Origin of the sequence: Streptomyces sp. Root1310, assembly GCF_001426425.1 — a bacterium.
In the GTDB taxonomy this organism is placed as follows: Bacteria; Actinomycetota; Actinomycetes; order Streptomycetales; family Streptomycetaceae; genus Streptomyces.
In genome coordinates, this window is record NZ_LMEQ01000023.1 from 528,484 (window position 1) to 547,380 (window position 18,897).

Below are 18,897 nucleotides of genomic sequence, written 5' to 3' on the forward strand. Positions count from 1 at the left end.
CCCCGTGCTCCCCTCGGGGCCTCTTTTTCTTCGGAGGTTTGTCATGTCCAGCGTCCCCGACCCTGCGGCTCTGCCCGCCGCACCCGCCACACCTGCCGTATCCGGCCCCGACGAGGAGCAGCGGCTGCGCGAACTCGGCTACCGGCCGGTGCTGGCCCGCCGGATGGGCGGCTTCGGCAACTTCGCGATCAGCTTCTCCGTGATCTCGATCCTGTCCGGCTGTATGACCCTGTACGGCTTCGGCATGGGCGCGGGCGGCCCCGCGGTGATGCTCTGGGGCTGGGCGGGCGTCGGTCTGTTCGTGCTCTGCGTCGGGCTCGCGCTGGCCGAGGTCACCAGCGCCTATCCGACGTCCGGCGCTCTCTACTACATGGCCGACCGGCTCGGCGGCCGGCGCTGGGGCTGGTACACCGGCTGGCTGAACCTGCTCGGCCTGCTCGGCGCGATCGCCGGCATCGACTACGGCGCCGCGCTGTTCGTGGGGGCGTTCGCCAATCTCCGCTGGGGCTTCGAGCCGACGCCGGAGAAGACGATGCTGATCTTCGTGGCGATCCTGCTGCTGCACGCCGTGCTGAACCTGTTCGGCGTCCGCCTGGTCAGCGTCCTCAACTCCGTCTCCGTCTGGTGGCACCTGGCGGGGGTGGGGCTGATCGTCGGCGCTCTGTGGATCGTCCCGGACCACCACCGGTCGCCTTCGTTCGTGTTCACCGAGTTCGTGAACGACACCGGCTGGCACCACCCGGTGTACGTGGCCGCGATCGGGCTGCTGCTGGCCCAGTACACGTTCTCCGGCTACGACGCCTCGGCCCACCTCTCCGAGGAGACCTCCAACGCCTCGGTGGCGGCGGCCAAGGGCATCGTGCGCTCCATCTGGGTGTCATGGATCGCGGGCTTCGCGCTGCTGGCGGGGCTGACCTTCGCCATCCAGGACTACGCCGCCACCCGCGCCACCGCCACCGGTGTGCCGCCCGCGCAGATCCTCCTCGACGGGCTGGGCACGAACGGCGCGAGCGCGCTGCTGCTCGTGGTGATCACCGCCCAGCTGTTCTGCGGGAACGCCGAGGTCGCCGCCGCCAGCCGGATGGTCTTCGCGTTCAGCCGGGACCGGGCCCTGCCCGGCTCGGATCTGTGGCGCAAGGTCAGCAGCCGTACCCAGACGCCGGTCGCCGCCGTGTGGCTGTCGGTGGCGGTCGCGGGTGTGCTCGCCCTGCCGTCCCTGTACTCGGCGACGGCGTACGGCGCGGTCACCGCCATCAACGTCATCGGCATCACACCCGCGTACGCCATCCCGGTGCTGCTGCGGCTGCGCGCCGGGGACCGTTTCCGGCCGGGTCCGTGGCATCTGGGCCGCTGGAGCCGTCCGGTCGGATGGGTCGCCGTCGTGTGGGTGGCCTGTGTGACGGTGCTGTTCTGTCTGCCCCAGTCGTCGCCGGTGACGGTGGACACGATGAACTACGCGTCCGTGGCGCTGGCCGTCGTACTGCTCCTCGCCACGGTGTGGTGGTTCGTGGCCCGCCGTTCGTACGGGACGCCCACCGCGGCGGCCTACGGATCGGACCGCGAGCAGGCCGAACTGGCCGAGGGAATCGTCTGAGCTGCGGGATCCCGCCACCGCGACCGGATCCTCGGGTACGAACTCCCGTGCCGGATACGGCAGGATGAGCGGTCGCGCCCACTCCGCGAACGGCGGGCGCGACCGCACATCCCGGAACCGAACAGGTGACATCGTGACGAGACTTCACATCCGGCCGTCGGCGACCCCCCGTGCCGCGGATCGACTTCCCGGAGGTGACCGGTGAACCGCGCCCTGACCCTCGACGACGCGGTCATCGCCGGGATCGCCCTGGCCACCGGCCTGTTGGCCGCCTTCCTGTCCCGCACGCTGCTGCGCTGGCTCGCCAAGCACGCCAAGCGCACGAGGTGGAGCGGCGACGACGTCGTCGTGGACGCGCTGCGTACGGTGGTGCCGTGGTCGATGATCGCCGGTGGCGGGGCGGCCGCGGCCGCGGTGCTGCCGCTGACGAAGACCGTCCAGCACACCGTCAACCAGTGCCTGACGGTGCTGCTGATCTTCGTGGTGACCGTGTCGGCGGCGCGGGTCGTCGCCGGTCTCGTGCAGTCGGTGACCTCCTCGCGCTCCGGAGTCGCCGGGTCGGCCACGATCTTCGTGAACATCACCCGGATCCTGGTCCTGGCGATCGGCTTCCTGGTGGTGCTCCAGACGCTGGGCATCTCCATAGCCCCGCTGCTCACCGCCCTGGGCGTCGGCGGCCTGGCCGTCGCGCTGGCCCTCCAGGACACGCTCGCGAACCTGTTCGCGGGCATCCACATCCTGGCCTCCAAGACCGTCCAGCGCGGTGACTACATCAAGCTGAGCAGCGGCGAGGAGGGCTATGTCGAGGACATCAACTGGCGTCAGACGACCGTGCGCGCCCTGTCCAACAACCTCGTCGTCATCCCCAACGGACAGCTCGCCAAGACGAACATGACCAACTACATGCGTCCCGAGCAGCAGTTGACGATCCTCGTGCAGGTGGGCGTGGCCTACGACAGCGACCTGGAGCAGGTGGAGCGGGTGACCTCGGAGGTCATCGCGGAGGTCATGACGGGCGTCGACGGCGCCCTCCCGGACCACGAACCCGCCATCCGCTTCCACACCTTCGGCGATTCGCGGATCGGCTTCACGGTGATCCTGGGCGTGGGCGAGTTCAGCGACCAGTACCGGATCAAGCACGAGTTCATCAAGCGGCTGCACCGCCGCTACCGCGAGGAGGGCATCCGGATCCCGGCGCCGGCCCGCACGGTGGCGTTGCAGTCGGGCACGGTCGTCATCCCGCAGCAGCGGACCGGCGACGAGTTCGTGCAGGGCGGGATGTCCGCCCTGCACGACTGACGGCGGCCGAGAGCGTCGGCCGCCGCCGGGTCAGAGCGTGGCCGAGTTCTCGTGCGGTCGCGCGCCCGGCCGGCGGCGCGGGGCGGTGAGGGACGGCGTCACCGGGGTGACCGTCCAGTCGGGATGGCCGGGCATCCTCGGTGTCGTCGTGCCGTACAGCCAGTCCCGCAGGAAGCCGGACACGTCCTGCCCGCAGGTCTGTGAGGCGATGGCGATGTAGTCCTCCGTCGACGCCGAGGAGTTGCGGTGGCGGGCCAGGAAGGCCCGCTCGACCGCCTGGAAGGCGTCCTCGCCGATGAGCCGGCGCAGCGCGTACAGGACGAGGACGCCGCCCAGGTAGCGCTGGCTGTCGAAGAGGTCGACCGCGTTCGGCGCGGCGACCGGGCCGGAGCTCTTCCGCCACTGGTCGCCGCGCGCGTAGGTGTCCTTCATCCGGGCCTCGAGGGTGGTCAGGCCCAGGGAGTCCGCCCAGCCCCGCTCGTAGCGGTAGAGCAGCCCGTAGAAGTCGGCGTGACCCTCGTTGAGCCACAGATCGGCCCAGGTGGCGGGGCTGACACTGTTGCCGAAGTAGGAGTGGACCAGCTCGTGCATCATGTGCGAGCCGATCTTCGGCTCCGCCTGGAGCAGGTAGTTCGGCTTGTACAGGGTGAGGGTCTGGGTCTCCAGGCCCGTGAAGTCGAACGCGGCCGGGTCGTCGGAGTTGCAGGGCAGCAGTCCGTACGTCTCGAACGGGTAGGCCCCCAGCCGTGCCTCGATCCACTCGACCAGGCCCGGGGTGAGCGCGAGGGCGGGCTCCAGGGCCTCGGCCCGCGCGGTCGGGACGACGTCGCGCAGCGGCAGCCCGTGCGGGCCCCGGCGCTCCTTCACGACATGGTCGCCGACGGTGATCTGCACCAGCTCGGTGGCGATCGGCGAGCGGGAGCGGTAGGTGTACGCGGTCCGGTCGGCGGCCGGCTGCTCGACGCACACCAGGGAGCCGCTCGCGACGGCCCGCAGGGCGGCGGGGACGGTGACGCGGAAGGTGAAGTCCGCCTTGTCCGACGGGTGGTCGTTGCAGGGGAAGACGGTGTGCGCCGAGTCCGGCTGGGGACAGATCGCGAACCCGTCCGCCGTCGGGACCCACGCGGTGTGCGCGAGCGCGCGGCGCGGGTCCGCGGTGTAGGTCACACACACGGTGACCCCGGCCCGCGCGGGCAGCGGCAGGGCCGGGGTGATCCGCAGTTTTTCGTCCACCTGTTCGAAGGTGGCGGTGCGGCCGTCCACGCGGACCGTGCGTATGTCCAGGCCCAGGGCGTCCAGCGAGAGGCGGGTGAGGGCCTGGGTGGTGCGCAGCTCCAGGGTCGCCGTCGCGTCGACCAGGGCGGTCCCGGAGTCGTAGGAGAAGTCGAGGTGGTAGGCGTCGACGCGGTATCCGTCGTTGCCGAGGGCCGGGAAGACGGGGTCGCCGAGGGTCTCGGGGCCGGTCCCGGGTGCCGTCTCGGGCGTCGTACCGGAGGCCGTCCCGGGGGTCGGGGCGTCATCGGTCTTCGCGCCCGCGTACGCCGTGCCGCCCCCGGCCAGAACTGCCGCCGTGCCGATCAGCGCGGCCGCCGGGGCCGTCACTCTGCTGCGATATCTCATGGTCCGCTTTCGCTCGGGCGGCCGGATGGTCGGTCCGGCCGTCGGATGAGGTCGACGCTGTACACCCGCACGACCACCGAAACGGACGCTTCGGTTGCCCCGCGGGACCACGCGGACATCCCGGGGTGTGAGGAGACCCCTGTCGAGCCGACGCCGGTCACGAGATATCTTGATGTCGAGCAATGTTGCAGACGTGGAGCGGAGCACCCGGTGACTGACTCGACCATCATCTATACGCACACTGACGAGGCCCCGGCCCTGGCGACGTATTCCTTCCTGCCGGTGGTCCAGGCGTACGCCTCGCAGGCGGGTGTCGCCGTCCAGACGCGGGACATCTCGCTGGCCGGGCGGATCATCGCCGTGTTCCCGGAGTACCTGACCGAGGACCAGCGGATCCCGGACGCGCTGAGCGAGCTCGGTGAGCTGGCCAAGACGCCCGAGGCCAACATCATCAAGCTGCCGAACATCTCGGCGTCGATCCCGCAGCTCAAGGCCGCGGTCGCCGAGCTCCAGGCGCAGGGCTACGCGCTGCCGGCCTACCCGGACGACCCGAAGACCGACGAGGAGCGGGAGATCCAGGCCCGCTACGACAAGGTCAAGGGCTCCGCCGTGAACCCGGTCCTGCGTGAGGGCAACTCCGACCGCCGCGCCCCCGCGTCGGTCAAGAACTACGCGAAGACCCACCCGCACCGCATGGGCGCCTGGTCGCCGGAGTCCAAGACCAACGTCGCCACCATGGGCGTGGACGACTTCCGCTCCACCGAGAAGTCGGTCGTGATCTCCGAGGCCGGCTCCCTGCGGATCGAGCTCGTCGGCGACGACGGCTCCACCACGGTGCTGCGCGAGTCGGTACCGGTCCTCGAGGGCGAGGTCGTCGACGCCTCCGTCCTGCACGTCGCGCCGCTGCGCGAGTTCCTCACCGCGCAGATCGCCCGGGCCAAGGCCGAGGGCGTGCTGTTCTCCGTGCACCTCAAGGCCACGATGATGAAGGTCTCCGACCCGATCATCTTCGGTCACGTCGTGCGTGCCTTCTTCCCGAAGACCTTCGCGCAGTACGGCCAGGTGCTCGCGGCGGCCGGTCTGACCCCGAACGACGGTCTGGGCGGCATCTACAAGGGCCTGGAGTCCCTGCCGGAGGGCGCCGAGATCAAGGCCTCCTTCGACGCCGAGCTCGCCGAGGGCCCGGCCCTGGCGATGGTCGACTCCGACAAGGGCATCACCAACCTGCACGTGCCGTCCGACGTCATCGTCGACGCCTCGATGCCGGCCATGATCCGCACCTCGGGCCACATGTGGGGCCCGGACGGCCAGGAGGCCGACACCCTCGCGGTGCTGCCGGACTCCTCCTACTCCGGCGTCTACCAGGCCGTGCTCGACGACTGCCGCGCCCACGGCGCCTACGACCCGTCGACCATGGGCTCCGTCCCGAACGTCGGCCTCATGGCGCAGAAGGCCGAGGAGTACGGCAGCCACGACAAGACCTTCGAGATCCCGACCACCGGCACGGTCCGCCTCGTCGACCGGGCCGGCAACGCGCTGATCGAGCAGACCGTCTCCGCCGGCGACATCTTCCGCGCCTGCCAGACGAAGGACGCCCCGATCAAGGACTGGGTGAAGCTCGCCGTCACCCGCGCCCGTGCCACCGGCAGCCCGGCCGTGTTCTGGCTGGACGAGACCCGCGCCCACGACGCCAACCTGATCGCCAAGGTCAACGCGTACCTGCCGGAGCACGACACCGAGGGCCTGGACATCCGGATCCTCAACCCGGTCGAGGCGACCAAGCTGTCGGTGGAGCGCATCCGCCGCGGCGAGGACACCATCTCCGTCACCGGCAACGTGCTGCGCGACTACCTGACCGACCTGTTCCCGATCCTGGAGCTGGGCACCAGCGCCAAGATGCTGTCGGTCGTCCCGCTGATGGCGGGCGGCGGCCTGTTCGAGACGGGCGCCGGCGGCTCCGCGCCGAAGCACGTCCAGCAGCTGGTCCGGGAGAACTACCTGCGCTGGGACTCCCTGGGCGAGTTCTTCGCGCTCGTGCCCTCCCTGGAGCAGTACGCCGAGTTCACGGGCAACACCCGTGCCAAGGTCCTCGCCGACACGCTGGACCGCGCCACGGCGACCTTCCTGAACGAGGACAAGTCCCCGACCCGTCGCGTCGGCGGCATCGACAACCGCGGCAGCCACTTCTACCTGTCCCTGTACTGGGCGCAGGAGCTGGCCGCGCAGACCGACGACGCGGACCTGGCCAAGGCCTTCGCCCCGCTCGCCGAGACCCTCGCGGCGAACGAGCAGACCATCGTCGGCGAGCTGAACGCCGTCCAGGGCAAGCCGGCCGACATCGGCGGCTACTACCAGCCCGACCCGGCGAAGGCGGCGGCGTTCATGCGCCCGTCGACCACCTGGAACGAGGCCCTGGCGTCCCTGAGCTGACGCACCGCGACACCCACCTCCGCCCCGGCCGGTCTCTCCCGGCCGGGGCGGCCGTGTGTCCGCGGGCCGGGGCGGCCGTGTGTCCGCGTGTCCCGCGTCCCGCGTCCCGCCAGGGCGGGTTCCGTCGTGGGCCGCGGCGCGATGCGGTCCGCGTTCCACGCGGCACACCCGGGGACGGGCCCGCCCGGACGGTCGGACACGCCCCGTGCCCCGGCTCCCGGCTCCCGGCTCCCGGGAAACCCGCTCTCGTGACGGCAACCGCCGCACAGGTCGCCCGGACGGGTCGCCCGCACAGGTCGCCCGGACAGGTCGCCCGGACAGGTCGCCCGGACGGGTCGATATGGCATCTTGATCATGCGCCACACCACCGGCAACGTCCTCGGGAGCAGCCTCATGACCCCTGTCGCACCGTCCTCCTTCTCCTTCCTCCCCGGCGCCGCCGACTCGCCGGTGATCCTTCATGTGCCGCACTCGGCGCGGGAGATACCGGCAGGGGTGCGGGCGGGCATCGTGCTGGACGACGGGGCGCTGGAACGGGAGCTGGACCACATCACCGACTCGCACACCGCGGAGATCGCCGAGGCGGCGGCGCGGCTGGCGGAAGTGACGCCCTGGCGGTTCGTGAACCGGCTGTCGCGGCTGGTCGTCGATCCGGAGCGGTTCCCGGACGAGCGCGAGGAGATGCGGGCCGTCGGCATGGGGGCCGTGTACACGCGGACCACGCACCGCGAGGTGCTGCGGCCGCAGGAGACCGACCCCGAGCCGCTCGTCGCCCGCTACTTCCGGCCGTACGCGCAGGCGATGACCGACGCCGTCGCCGAGCGGCTGGCAGCGGTCGGACGGGCCGTGGTCGTCGACGTGCACTCCTACCCCACCGAGCCGCTGCCCTACGAGTTGCACGGCGAGGGCCCCCGGCCGCCGGTCTGTCTCGGCACCGACGCCTTCCACACCCCTCCCGAGCTGCTCGCCGCCGCGCGCGAGGCGTTCGGGGAGGCGGTCGGGGAAACCGGGCTCGACAGCCCGTTCGCCGGGGCCTATGTGCCCCTGGAGCACTACGGGAAGGAACCCCGGGTGAGCGCGCTGATGGTGGAGATCCGGCGGGACACGTACATGACCGAGCCCGGCGGACCGGCCGGGCCGGGACTCACCCGGCTCGCCTCGGCACTCGCGGCCCTCGTGGACACCGTGTCCACCTGACCTCCGGGGACCGCCCCCGGCCCCGCACCCGCACCGCGTCCGTACCCGCACCGGCACCGGCACCGGCACCGGCACCGAAAGGGCTGCCCGCACCCGCCAGGCCTGCGGCTTGCGATCCCCGCCGACCCGATCACCTCACGGCAGGTGACGGCGGGCGGCCCGTCCGGGAGACCACCTCGCCGACCGGCCGCACCCACCACCGGTGGCCACGCCGGTGTACTCGCCGCCGGGGTTGCGTGCCCCCCTTCCGCCGGAGCGGCTCGCGGTGGAGTGGCGTCGTCCGGGCCGCCGAGGCCGTTCGTCGCCGTTGGTCTCAGGCGCGCAGCCACTCCGTCACGACGACCTCCGCGTCGGTCCGCAGCCGCAGGGCGAACGGGCCGCCCGGAGGCGTGTCGCAGGCGAAGCGGCCCATGTCGTCGGCGGTGAGCAAGGCGGCCGCCCGGGGGCCGTGCAGGACCTCGATCGAGGCGGACTGGGGCGGCAGCAGCTGACCCATCAGTCCCTCGTCGGTCACCTCCACGTCGACCGTCAGCCCGCCCGTGTGGAAGGTCAGCATCCGCGGCACGTCCACCGCTCCCCGCACCGGGATGGCGTCGACCAGCGAGTCGAACGTCAGCTCGGCGATCCGTGCGTCCAGGTCGTGCAGCGCGTAGGCCTCGATGGCGGCCCGCCGCAGTTCGGCGGGGACCGGGTCCAGGATGGCGGCGGCCTGGCGGAGTTCCTCCTCCAGCCGGTCGTGGTCGAACTCCTCGTCGACGAAGGGGACTTCGCCGAAGATGTCGTCCTGATCGTCGTCGTTCATGCCGTTCACAGGGCTCCCCGTGCGTCGAGTCGGGCGCGCAGGCGCCGCAGACATCGCTGGCGCATCGGTCCGATGCTGCCGACGGCGATGCCCAGGGCGGCCGACACCTCCTGATAACTGGGCGGCGGCGAGGCGATCAGGACCCGCAGCAACTGCCGGCAGCGCTCGCCGAGCGCCTCGAACTCCTGCCACAGGAACCGGACCCGCTCGCTCTGCGCGGCCGCCTCCTCCGAGTCGAGGACCGACTGCTCAGGGGTCAGGTCCTCGCTGGCACGGTCGAGCAGCAGGGGATCGTCGGTCGGCGTCGTCCGCCTTAAGCTCTTGATCACTTTCAGGCACTCGTTGCGCGCGGTGCTCGCGAGCCACGAACCGGCCTTGTGCGGCTCACGGATCCGCCCCAGATGCTGGGCGAAGCGGAACCACACCGTCTGGTACACCTCGTGCCCGTCGGCGTCGGAGAGCCGATGCGCGCGCACGACCGACCACACCAATGGGCTCAGCCCGTCCACCAGCGCCTTCCAGGCCGCCGTGTCACCGTCGACGGCGGACTGGACGAGCGCGCCGACATCAGTACGGTCCACGGCCCCACCCCTCGTGTACGGCCTGTCATCGTACGCCGTGGCAGGGCACCTCTCGGACCTCATGGCGCCGTCACGCCGGACCGACCGGGGCCGGCTGCCAGGTGGGCGGAAGCAGGGCCGGTACGTGCGCACCGCGCACCTCGGCGAACTCGGAACCGGTGGCGAGGAGGCGGCGGGCGGCGGCCCGCGGATCGGTCAGCCCCTGCGCGGTCATGTGGGCCGCGACGAGCCCGGCCACCAGCGGGGTCGCGAAGGAGGTGCCGCTCCAGGACGCCAGCCCCTCGAACATCACCTGGTCCGGCTTGCCCGGGGTGACCTGCAGCGCCTCGCTCAACACGCCGGTGTGGCGCGGGGAGCGGCAGGTGCAGGAGTAGCTGAAGCCGTAGCGGCAGGCCTCGTAGGTGGAGTGCTGGTAGACGTACGGGACGGGGCTGTCGAAGCCGGTGAGGGCGCTGGTGAGGCGCTCGCCGGGGGCGTACACCTTCACCCAGGGGCCGTGGTTGCTGAAGCAGGCGCCGAACTCGCCGTCCCCGCGCAGCGCGCCCACCGACAGCACCGCGTCGGCGTACTCGGGCAGCGAGGCGTAGGCGGCGGGCCAGAAGGGCGCGGCGCTGCCGTTGTTGCCGGCGGCCGCCACCAACAGGGTCCCCTGGGAACGGAGTTCCTCCATGAACGCGGCCACGCCGAGCAGGCCGTCCACCCGCCCGTTGGAGGTGCCCGCGGAGAGGCTGATGATGTCCGGCCAGCCGTCCTCGACGGCGTCGAAGAGCCGCTCGCCGAACTCGGACTCCAGGATCGCGCCGGCGTCGTTGAGGGTGCCCCGCACGGTGACGTCGGTGTCCGGCGCGACGGCCGCGACGAGCCCCGCGATGAACGTGCCGTGGCCGACGTACTGCTGGAGGATGCCCTCCTCGTCGGTCTCCCTGACCTGGGCGTCGCCCTCGGTGCGGGCCAGCAGCGGGTAGGAGCGGTAGTCGTGGGTCAGGCCGGTGTCGATCACGAGCACGCCGACGGCGTCCGCGCTCTCCGTGGCCCGGGCCGCCGGTGCCTCGGCGGGGTTGGGCCGGGCGCTGCGCGGGGCGGGCACCGGCTCGTCGCCGGGGCAGGCGTTGACGGCGATCGACACCAGGTGGTTGCGGCTGATCAGACGGCGGCCGGCCCGGCCCTCCGTCTCCCGCAGCGCGCGCAGGGCCCCCGCGACGGTGCGGTCGGCGCCCCGGCCGCCCTCGCCGGGGTCACCGACCCGGATCCGGGTGATGCCCGAGCGGTTGGTCTCCGGGCCCGCCCGGCGCACATGGTCCGGGACCAGGCCCTCGGTCGCGGTGAAGTGCGAGCGGACGGCGTCCTCGACGACCCGGGCCTCCTCGCCGTCGCGTGCGAGGACGACACCCTTCTCGTAGATGAACTCGGCGGAGTCGTCCGGCCCCATCGCCAACGGGACGTCGGGCAGCGCACGTTGGAGATGATCGAACTGCTCGTGGAATCGCTGTGGTGCCATGGCATGTCCTCCCCTACAGCCGGTGGTCGACAGCAAGACCCGCGGGACGGCCGTCTGATACAGGTGGTGCGACGGCGGATGGGGGTGGTGCGGTTGCGGCCACGCGCCCCCTCACCCCGCCGATTCCGTTGACACGACGTCCAATTGTTACTGGTGGATACAGTGCCGAACCGGTGTGGCGCGCAGGCCGGAGCACTACCATCCGTGGAGTGACAGCGGGAAACGACTCGGTTCTCGAACTGCTGCCGATGGTGTTCGCCGCCCCGGGCGACGCGTTGTCGCGGGCGGAAGGAGTGCTCGACACCGATCCGACGCCGTTGCACGCCTCGGTCGCCCACCAGGTGATCGGCATCTGGCAGCGGGACTGGGGCGACATGCGTCTGGCCCTGGACCATCTGCGGCGCGCCCGGGACCTCGCGGCGCGCGCGGACTCGGCCGAGCGGGAGGCGGACGTCCTCGGCACGCTCGGTGTGGCGCTGGTGCACGCGGGCCGCACCCGGCAGGGGCTCGCCGCCTTCGAGCGGGGGGTCGAGCGCGGGACCGGCCACACCCGCGCCCGCGTGATGTACCGGCGGGCCTACTCCCTGTGGGTCCTCGGCCATCATCGCGAGGCACTGGAGGACGTACGCCGCACGATTCCCGTGCTGCGTCAGGCGGACGACGTCATCTGGACGGCCCGCGCCCTGACCCTGCGCGCCACCGTGCACCTGGCCCTCGGGGCGGTGGAGCGGGCCGAGGCGGACTTCACGGCGGCCGAGGCGCTGTGGGACACCACCGGCCAGGAACACGACAAGGCGGACGCGGTGGAGAGCCGGGGGCTCGCCGCCTTCCGCTCCGGGGACGTACCGGCCGCGCTGCGCCTCCTCGACGAGGCGGAGGAGCGCTACGCGAAGCTCGGCACGCCGACGTTCATGCTCAACATCCGGCGCTGCGAGGTCCTGATGGCCGCCGGTCTCGCGCCCGAGGCGCTGGCCGAGGCGGACGCGGCGATCGGGGTGCTGGACGGCATCGGCGGGCAGTCCACCCGCAAGGCGGAACTGCTGCTGACGGCCGCGAGGGCGGCGCGGCTGGCGGGCGATCCGGGGACGGCGATCGCGCGCGCGGCGGTGGCCGAGCGGCTCTTCGCGGGACAGCGGCGCACCTGGTGGGAGACGCACGCACGGCTGGTGCTGATCGAGGCGCGGGTGGCCACCGGACGCGGCTCGGGGCGGCTGGTCGCGGACGCCGCCCGGCTCGCCGAACGGCTGGCCTCCTTCCAGGCGCCGGCCGCACCGGAGGCCTGGCTGCTCGCCGGCCGGATCGCGCTGGACCTCAACTGGGCCACGGACGCCGAGCGTTACCTCCAGATCGCGGCCCGCAGCCGGCGCAGCGGGCCGCCGCTGGCCCGGATGACGGGCTGGGCCGCGCAGGCACTGTGGGCGCGGGCCACCGGCTCGGGCCGGGGCGTGCTGGAGGCCTGCCGGCGCGGGCTCGACGTCCTCGACGACCACCGGACGACGCTGGGCGCCTCGGAGCTGCGGGCCCGGGCCACCGCGCAGGGCGCCGAGCTTGCCGCGCTGGCCCAGGAGGTCAGTCTGGAGCGGGGCGGGCCGAGGCAGTTGCTGGTGTGGAGCGAGCGGTGGCGGGCCACGGCGCTGTCGACGCCGCCCACCCGGCCGCCGGCCGACCCGGCGCTGCTGAGCGGGCTGACCGCGTTCCGGGTGATCGCCGCCCGTGCGGAGGCCGCCCGGATGGACGGCCGGCCGGTGCCGACGCTGGAGCGTGAACAGCGGCGCCTGGAGCGGGAGATCCGCTCCCGGACCCTGCACATCCGCGGGGTGACGCCCTGGGGCGGGGAACGGTTCGGCGGGGACCGGTTCGACGCGGGCCGGCTGCTGGAGCGGCTCGGCGACGGGCGGCTGGTCGAACTGGCCGTACTGGACGGGCGGGTCCAGGTGCTGCTGTGCGGGGGCGGGCGGGTGCGCCGGTTCGCGGGCGGTCTGCTGGCCGAGGCGGAGCGGGAGGCCGAACACGTACAGGCCGGGCTGCGGCGGCTGGCCCACCCCGGCGCGGAGGGCCGGCTGCCGGTGGTGGAGGCGGCGGGGCGCAGGCTGGAGGAGCTGCTGCTCGGCGAGGCCGCGAGGCAGCTGGGCCCGGGTCCGCTGGTCGTGGTGCCGCCGGCCCGGCTGCACCGGGTGCCGTGGGCGCTGCTGCCGTCGCTGCGGGAGCGGGTGGTGAGTGTGTCGCCGTCGGCCAGCGGCTGGCTGCGCGCGCGGGAGACCGAACCGCCCCCGGGCGGCCGCCAGGTCCTCGTACGGGGGCCGGGGCTGGCGTCCTGCGGGGCCGAGGTCCCGGAGGTCGCCGGGCGGTACGGCAGGCCGATCGTGCTGGAGCAGGAGGACGCCCATGTGGCGCGGGTGCTGCAGGAGTTGGACGGGGCCGCGCTGGCGCACATCGCCGCGCACGGCACGTTCCGCGGCGACAGCCCGATGTTCTCCTCCCTGCGGATGGCGGACGGCCCGCTGATCGTCCACGACTTCGAGCGGCTCGCCCGCAGCCCGTACCGGATCATCCTCTCCAGCTGCGACACCGCCCGGCTCGCCTCGGTCGGCGCGGACGAACTCCTGGGCCTGGTCACGGCGTTGCTGCCGCTGGGCACGGCGGGTGTGCTGGCGAGCAGCGCACCCGTCAACGACGCGGCGGTCGTCCCGCTGATGCTGGCCCTGCACAAGGGCGTCAGCGCGGGCCTCTCCCTGGCCGAGGCCCTGCGGGACGCCCGTGCCGCACTGCCGGACGACGCGCTGCACCAGGCGACGGGGTGGGCGTTCACGGCCTTCGGCGCGGCGTGAGGCGGCCCCGGGCCCGGCCCGTTCAGGCCGGCTGCTCCACCAGCCACGGAAGGGCGCCGCGGTCGCCCGCGCCGAGCCGGGTGTAGGCGCCGTAGAGGTGGTTGCCGACGGTCCGGACGGACAGGGTGAGGCGTTCGGCGATCTGCCGGTTGCTCAGGCCCGCCGCGGCGAGGGTGACGATCTGCCGCTGCCGTGCGGTGAGTTCGCCCAGGACGAGACCGGACAGGGCCGGGGTACGAGCGCCCTGGCAGCGCCGGGCCAGGGCGACGGAGCGTGTACGGGCGGTCCGGGCCGCACCGGCGTCCCGGTGGACGCGTACCGCCTGCGCGTAGGCCTCGGCCGCGAAGAGAAGGAATCCGCGCTCCTCCAACTCGGCCGCCACCAGGTCCAGGGCCGGCCCGTCACCCCGGGCCAGCGCCCGGGCGTGCCGGGCGAGGCACCCGTCGGAGGGGAGAAGCCGGACCGCACGCCGGGGAGCACCGAGGCGTACGGCGTCGTAGGCGATGTAGGGGTCGCGGGCGTTGTAGGGGTCGCGGGCGCTGAAGGGATCCCGGGCCTCGCGGGAGTCACCGGTACCGGTACCGGAATCATGGGTGTCGGCCCCGGTCCCGGCCTCGGTGCCGGTCCGGGTCCCGGCCCCAGCTCCGATCTCGGCCCCAGCCCCAGCCCCGGCCCCAGCCGCAGTCCCGGTCCCGGCCTCGGCCCCGGTCCCGGCCTCGGCCCCGGTCTCTTCGAGTGTCTTCAGGGCCGTGTCGAGGTCTCCGCGGGCGGCCGGTGGCCAGGCGGCGGTGGCGGGGTGTTCGGCGAGGAGGTCGATCGGTGCGCCCGTCTCGCCCGACTGGGCTGCGCACAGCGCGAGTTCGGTACGGCAGGCGCGGTCCTGCGGGGCGGCGGCCAGGCCCTCCCGCGCCCAGGCCGCCGCCTCGCGCAGCTCTCCCCGCAGCCGTGAGAACCGCGCGCGGACGGCGGCGTACCGCGCCGGTACCGGTTCCCCCTCGTCGACGACCCACTCCCCCACGGGCAGCGGCGTCGCCCGGACGTCGGCCCGCTCGATGCGGCGGGTCAGCTCGGTCGCCTCGGCGTCGAGGGCGGACGCGGTGGACCGTCGTCGGCCGGTGAGCCGCCTCGCGCGCAGCCGGCCGGCCCCGGCGCGCAGGACCGGGCCGTGCAGGGGGTGGGCCAGACGGACGGTCGTGTCGTCGCCGACGGCGAGGAGACCGTCCGCCTCCAGGCGTTCGAGGATCCTCAGATCCAGGGTGTCCGCCGCAGGCGGGAGCGGTTCGGCGAAGGCGAGCCGGTCGAGGATCTCGCGTTCGTCGGGGCAGGCGCGGGCGAGCACGGCGGCGGCGCGGTCGCGCAGGGCCGGGGTCACCGGGACACGGCCGCGCCATGTCCGCTCGTCGGTGTCCGCGTCCCTGGTCAGCAGGCCCTGCTCGCACAGCGCGTCCAGCAGATCGCGCAGGAGGCTCAGATCACCCCCGCACAGACGGTGCAGGCGGTTGGCGGTGAGGGGCTCCAGGGGGCCACCGGCGCCCGCTTCGAGGAGCGGGGCGGTGTCCTCCCGGGTCAGGGGCTCCAGGGCGAGGCGGGGCAGCAGTCCGCCGGTCCACAGGCGGGCGACCGCGCCGGGCGGGCGGGCCCCGTCCGTGACGAGGACCAGCAGACGGGTGCGGCCCTGGACGGCCAGCTGATGGAGCAGGGCCGCGGAGGCGTCGTCCAGCAGATGCGCGTCGTCGACCAGCAACAGCCGTACACCGGAGAGGAGTTGGACCGCCCTGTGCAGGGTGACACCCTCGGGGAGCAGATGCGCGAAGGCGGCGAACGGCAGGTCGCGGGTCCCGGGGGTGCCGGCCGCCCGGGCGCAGTCGGTGCCGCGGACCGCCTCCATGGCCAGCCGGGTGCGGCCGCAGCCCGCCGGCCCGGTGATCACGATGCCGGGCCGGCCTCCCGCCAAGGAGCGGCGGACGAGTGCCAGTTCCTCTTCCCGGCCCGTGAACGGCCACGGCAGTCGCAGGGTCCTGTCCTGGGGTTCGAAGGTCGTCACATCAAGGAGAGTCGGCATACTCACGCCTGATACAGGGCGACTTGAGTAGCCCCCGACTCAGGCCGGGCGGCGGTCCCGCACGGCAACCTGGAACCCATGACCGCCCGCTACTGCTCGCTCGCCCAGCAGTCGGCCCCCGCCTTCGCGCCGGGGCTGGCCGCCGAGCGGCTCGGCGCGCTGATGAGCGGGCGGCGGATGTGGGTCAACGGCACGGTGCTGCATTACTGCTTCCTCGACGGCGAGAGCGACGGGTCGGTCATCGCCCTGCCGGGTTCCGGGGGGACCCGCTGGGTGTCGTGGGTCGGCGGCGAGGACCAGCGGGAGGTCGTGCGGGACTGCTTCCGCGAGTGGCGGGACCTGGGGATCGGGGTGTCCTTCGCCGAGGTCACCGACCGCTCGGAGGCGGAACTGCGCATCGGATTCCAGCCGGGTGACGGCTCCTGGTCGGCGGTGGGCCGGGACGCGCTGTCGGCCGGTCTGAACGAGCGCACCATGAACTTCGGCTGGGACCTGACCGCGCCCGGGGAGCGCGCGACGGCCCTGCACGAGATCGGGCACGCGCTCGGCATGCAGCACGAGCACCAGAGCCCGTTCGCCGGCCTCCACTGGGACGACGAGGCCGTCTACGCCGATCTCGCGGGCCCGCCCAACCACTGGAGCCGGGAGCGGACCTGGTTCAACATCCTGCGCAAGCTGGACCCGGCCGAGGTGAACGGGTCCGTGTGGGACCCGCAGTCCGTCATGGAGTATCCCTTCTCGGCGGGCCTGATCCTGGAGCCGGAGCAGTTCCGCGGGGGTGTGCATCCGTCCGGCGGTCTGTCGCCGCTGGACAAGGAGTTCGTGCTCGGCTGGTATCCGCCGCCCGAGGGGGCCCGCCCGCCGGTGCTGCTGCCGTTCCGTTCGGTGCCGCTGTCGCTGGGGCCCGGCGAGCAGGTCGACTTCACCGTCGAGCCGCGCGAGACCCGCGAGTACACCTTCGCCACGTTCGGGGAGAGCGACTCCATGGTCGTGGTCTTCGAGGAGCGGGACGGGGAGCCCCGCTTCCTCGCGGGACACGACGACGGAGGCACTCCGCACAACGCCACGATCAGGGTCCGGCTCGTCAGGGACCGCCGCTACTTCGTCCGCGTACGCCAGTACTCCGGCTGGGGTTCGGGCGAGACGGCGGTCATGTGCTGGTGAGCCGCGAGGCCACCTGGAAGAACCACAGTCCGGCGCCGGGGGAAGCGCCGGGGACGCGTCGCCTTCGGGGGAGGGAGACGCGTCCCCGGCCACACCGGGTCCGCCGTTCACGGGCGGGCCCGCCCGGCGTGTTTCCATCGTGCGAACAGGCCGGCCGGGACGGGGACAGGAGCGTCCGGGCGGTGTGAGCATGACGGCATGCTTCCGGGAGATGATCGCGCGGCCCGGCGGGTACTGACGGTCTGTCTGGCGGCCGGGGCGACGACCCTGCTGGACCAGTCGGTCCTCAACATCGCCGTCCCCGCGCTGCGCCAGTCGCTGTCCGCCGGCGCGACGGACGTGCAGTGGATCGTCTCCGGCTACTCGCTGGCCTTCGGGCTCGCCCTGGTGCCGGGCGGCAGTCTGGGTGACGCACACGGCCGCAAACACCTGTTCCTCGTCGGCCTCTCGACGTTCGTCCTGTGCGGCCTGGTCGCCGCCACCGGCGGTCACCCGGTCACGGTGATCGTGGCCCGGCTGGTGCAGGGTGCCGGTGCCGGACTGGTCAACTCCCAGGTGATCGGGACGCTCCAGGACGTCTTCCACGGACTGGACCGGGCCCGTGCCCTGGGCCTGTACGCGGTCACCGGCGGGGTCGCGGCGGCACTGGGCCCGGCGCTCGGCGGCGCGCTGGTCGCGCTGTGCGGTCCCGGAACCGGCTGGCGGCTGTGTCTGCTGCTGAGCGCGCCGTGCGGGGCGGTCACCCTGTGGCTGGCGGCACGCAGGCTGCCGCCGCCCAAGCGGGTCGCGGCGCCCGGCCGTCCCGACCTGTGGGGGCTGCTGTGCGTGGCGGCCCTGACCCTGTCCCTGATGCTGCCCTTCATCAGGCCCCCGGACGGTGGTGGCGCGGTCGCGCTGTGGGGAGCCGCGGCGCTGGTCGCGGCGGGCGCGCCGGCGCTGGGCCGGCGGTGGCGGGTCCGGCGCGGGCGGGTGCCGCTGGTGCACCCCTCGCTGATCCGCTCGGCGCCGTACGCGCTGGGCACGCTGGTGGCGATGGCGAACTTCGGCGCGTCCCTGGCGGCCGGGCTGGTGCTGACGCTGTTCCTGCAGAGCGGGCTGGGCCTCTCGGCGCTGACCACGGCGGCGGTGACGCTCCCGTCGGCGGTCGCGATGGGGGTGTCGTCGGCGGTGGCCTGGCGGGTGGTGCGGCGGATCGGCGCCCGTACCGTCACCCTCGGTCTGTCGGTGGGCGTCCTCGCGCTGCTGGGCGGGGCCGTGGCGGCGGTGACGCTGCCGCTCGCCGCGTTGCCTGTCGTGCTGGCGGCGGTCCAGGTGGTCTCGGGCGCCGGGGCCGGGCTGACCGTCTCGCCGAACCAGGCGCGCGTCCTGCAGCACGCCCCCGCCGAGGCGGCCGGGGTGGCGGGCGGCATCCTCCAGATGACCCAGCGGATCGCGGCGGCGGTGTGCCTCAGCGCGGTCTCCGGGATCTACCTGAGGGGCGCGTCCTCGGCGGAGGGCGTACCGAGGACGGCGTTCGCGATCGCGACGGTCGTCTGCGCGGGCCTGCTGGCGGCGGCCCTCCCGGTGAGCATGGCGCTGCCGCACGTGCCGTCCGGCGCGGGACGGGTCACCGGGCGGGCGGGAGCCACGGACCGCACGTCCAGCGAGGCACCGTAGGCCGTCGGCGAACGGGCGCCCCACGGGCCCACGGGCCCACGGGCCGGCAGGTCGGCGGACCGGCGGACCGGCGGACGACGCTCGGCGGACGGGCGCCGGCGACGGGTCGGCAGCCGGACGGCCCACGGGTCGGCAAACCGACGGGCGAACCACCAACAGGTCGGCG

At 73.4% G+C, this 18,897-nt stretch carries 12 protein-coding genes; 7 read left to right on the forward strand and 5 right to left on the reverse strand.

Annotation, left to right across the window (positions count from 1 at the left end):
* Positions 1-43 precede the first annotated feature (43 nt).
* The gene (locus ASD48_RS26435) at positions 44-1,594 is read left to right on the forward strand and encodes an amino acid permease (protein ID WP_079073982.1); all 1,551 of its coding nucleotides are present in this window, start codon (positions 44-46) and stop codon (positions 1,592-1,594) included.
* Positions 1,595-1,795: 201 nt separating this feature from the next.
* Complete coding sequence (locus ASD48_RS26440) at positions 1,796-2,893, forward strand: mechanosensitive ion channel family protein (RefSeq protein WP_057604201.1); 1,098 nt, start codon at positions 1,796-1,798, stop codon at positions 2,891-2,893.
* Between the two features lie 30 nt (positions 2,894-2,923).
* Here ASD48_RS26440 and ASD48_RS26445 read toward each other — a convergent pair whose 3' ends face one another.
* Positions 2,924-4,513 carry a M1 family metallopeptidase gene (locus ASD48_RS26445; RefSeq protein ID WP_057604202.1) on the reverse strand — a complete coding sequence of 530 codons (1,590 nt, stop codon included), beginning with the start codon at positions 4,511-4,513 and terminating at the stop codon, positions 2,924-2,926.
* 210 nt (positions 4,514-4,723) lie between these two features.
* Here ASD48_RS26445 and ASD48_RS26450 point away from each other — a divergent pair, with 210 nt between their 5' ends.
* The gene (locus tag ASD48_RS26450) at positions 4,724-6,943 is read left to right on the forward strand and encodes an NADP-dependent isocitrate dehydrogenase (protein WP_057604203.1); all 2,220 of its coding nucleotides are present in this window, start codon (positions 4,724-4,726) and stop codon (positions 6,941-6,943) included.
* Between the two features lie 393 nt (positions 6,944-7,336).
* Positions 7,337-8,140 carry an N-formylglutamate amidohydrolase gene (locus tag ASD48_RS26455; RefSeq protein WP_057604370.1) on the forward strand — a complete coding sequence of 268 codons (804 nt, stop codon included), beginning with the start codon at positions 7,337-7,339 and terminating at the stop codon, positions 8,138-8,140.
* Between the two features lie 313 nt (positions 8,141-8,453).
* Here ASD48_RS26455 and ASD48_RS26460 read toward each other — a convergent pair whose 3' ends face one another.
* The 3 genes from ASD48_RS26460 to ASD48_RS26470 form a co-directional block, all read right to left on the reverse strand.
* Complete coding sequence (locus ASD48_RS26460; RefSeq protein ID WP_057604371.1) at positions 8,454-8,942, reverse strand: hypothetical protein; 489 nt, start codon at positions 8,940-8,942, stop codon at positions 8,454-8,456.
* A gap of 5 nt (positions 8,943-8,947) precedes the next feature.
* Positions 8,948-9,523 (reverse strand): sigma-70 family RNA polymerase sigma factor, encoded by a 576-nt coding sequence (locus ASD48_RS26465; protein ID WP_057604204.1) that lies wholly within the window; start codon positions 9,521-9,523, stop codon positions 8,948-8,950.
* 70 nt (positions 9,524-9,593) lie between these two features.
* Positions 9,594-11,021: a S8/S53 family peptidase gene (locus ASD48_RS26470; RefSeq protein ID WP_057604205.1), complete on the reverse strand. Its 1,428-nt coding sequence runs from the start codon at positions 11,019-11,021 to the stop codon at positions 9,594-9,596.
* A 248-nt stretch (positions 11,022-11,269) separates the two neighbouring features.
* Here ASD48_RS26470 and ASD48_RS26475 point away from each other — a divergent pair, with 248 nt between their 5' ends.
* On the forward strand, positions 11,270-13,849 hold the full coding sequence (locus tag ASD48_RS26475; RefSeq protein WP_057604372.1) for a CHAT domain-containing protein: 2,580 nt from the start codon (positions 11,270-11,272) through the stop codon (positions 13,847-13,849).
* A gap of 22 nt (positions 13,850-13,871) precedes the next feature.
* On the opposite strand, the gene ASD48_RS26480 is transcribed toward ASD48_RS26475, so the two are convergent.
* Entirely contained in the window at positions 13,872-15,893 is a 2,022-nt protein-coding gene (locus tag ASD48_RS26480) for a LuxR family transcriptional regulator (RefSeq protein WP_063887500.1), read from the reverse strand.
* A gap of 96 nt (positions 15,894-15,989) precedes the next feature.
* On the opposite strand from ASD48_RS26480, the gene ASD48_RS26485 reads away from it, so the two are divergent.
* Positions 15,990-17,075, forward strand: coding sequence for a M12 family metallopeptidase (locus ASD48_RS26485; RefSeq protein ID WP_057604207.1), 1,086 nt, complete (start codon positions 15,990-15,992; stop codon positions 17,073-17,075).
* 198 nt (positions 17,076-17,273) lie between these two features.
* Positions 17,274-18,731 carry an MFS transporter gene (locus ASD48_RS26490; protein WP_057604208.1) on the forward strand — a complete coding sequence of 486 codons (1,458 nt, stop codon included), beginning with the start codon at positions 17,274-17,276 and terminating at the stop codon, positions 18,729-18,731.
* Positions 18,732-18,897: the final 166 nt, after the last annotated feature.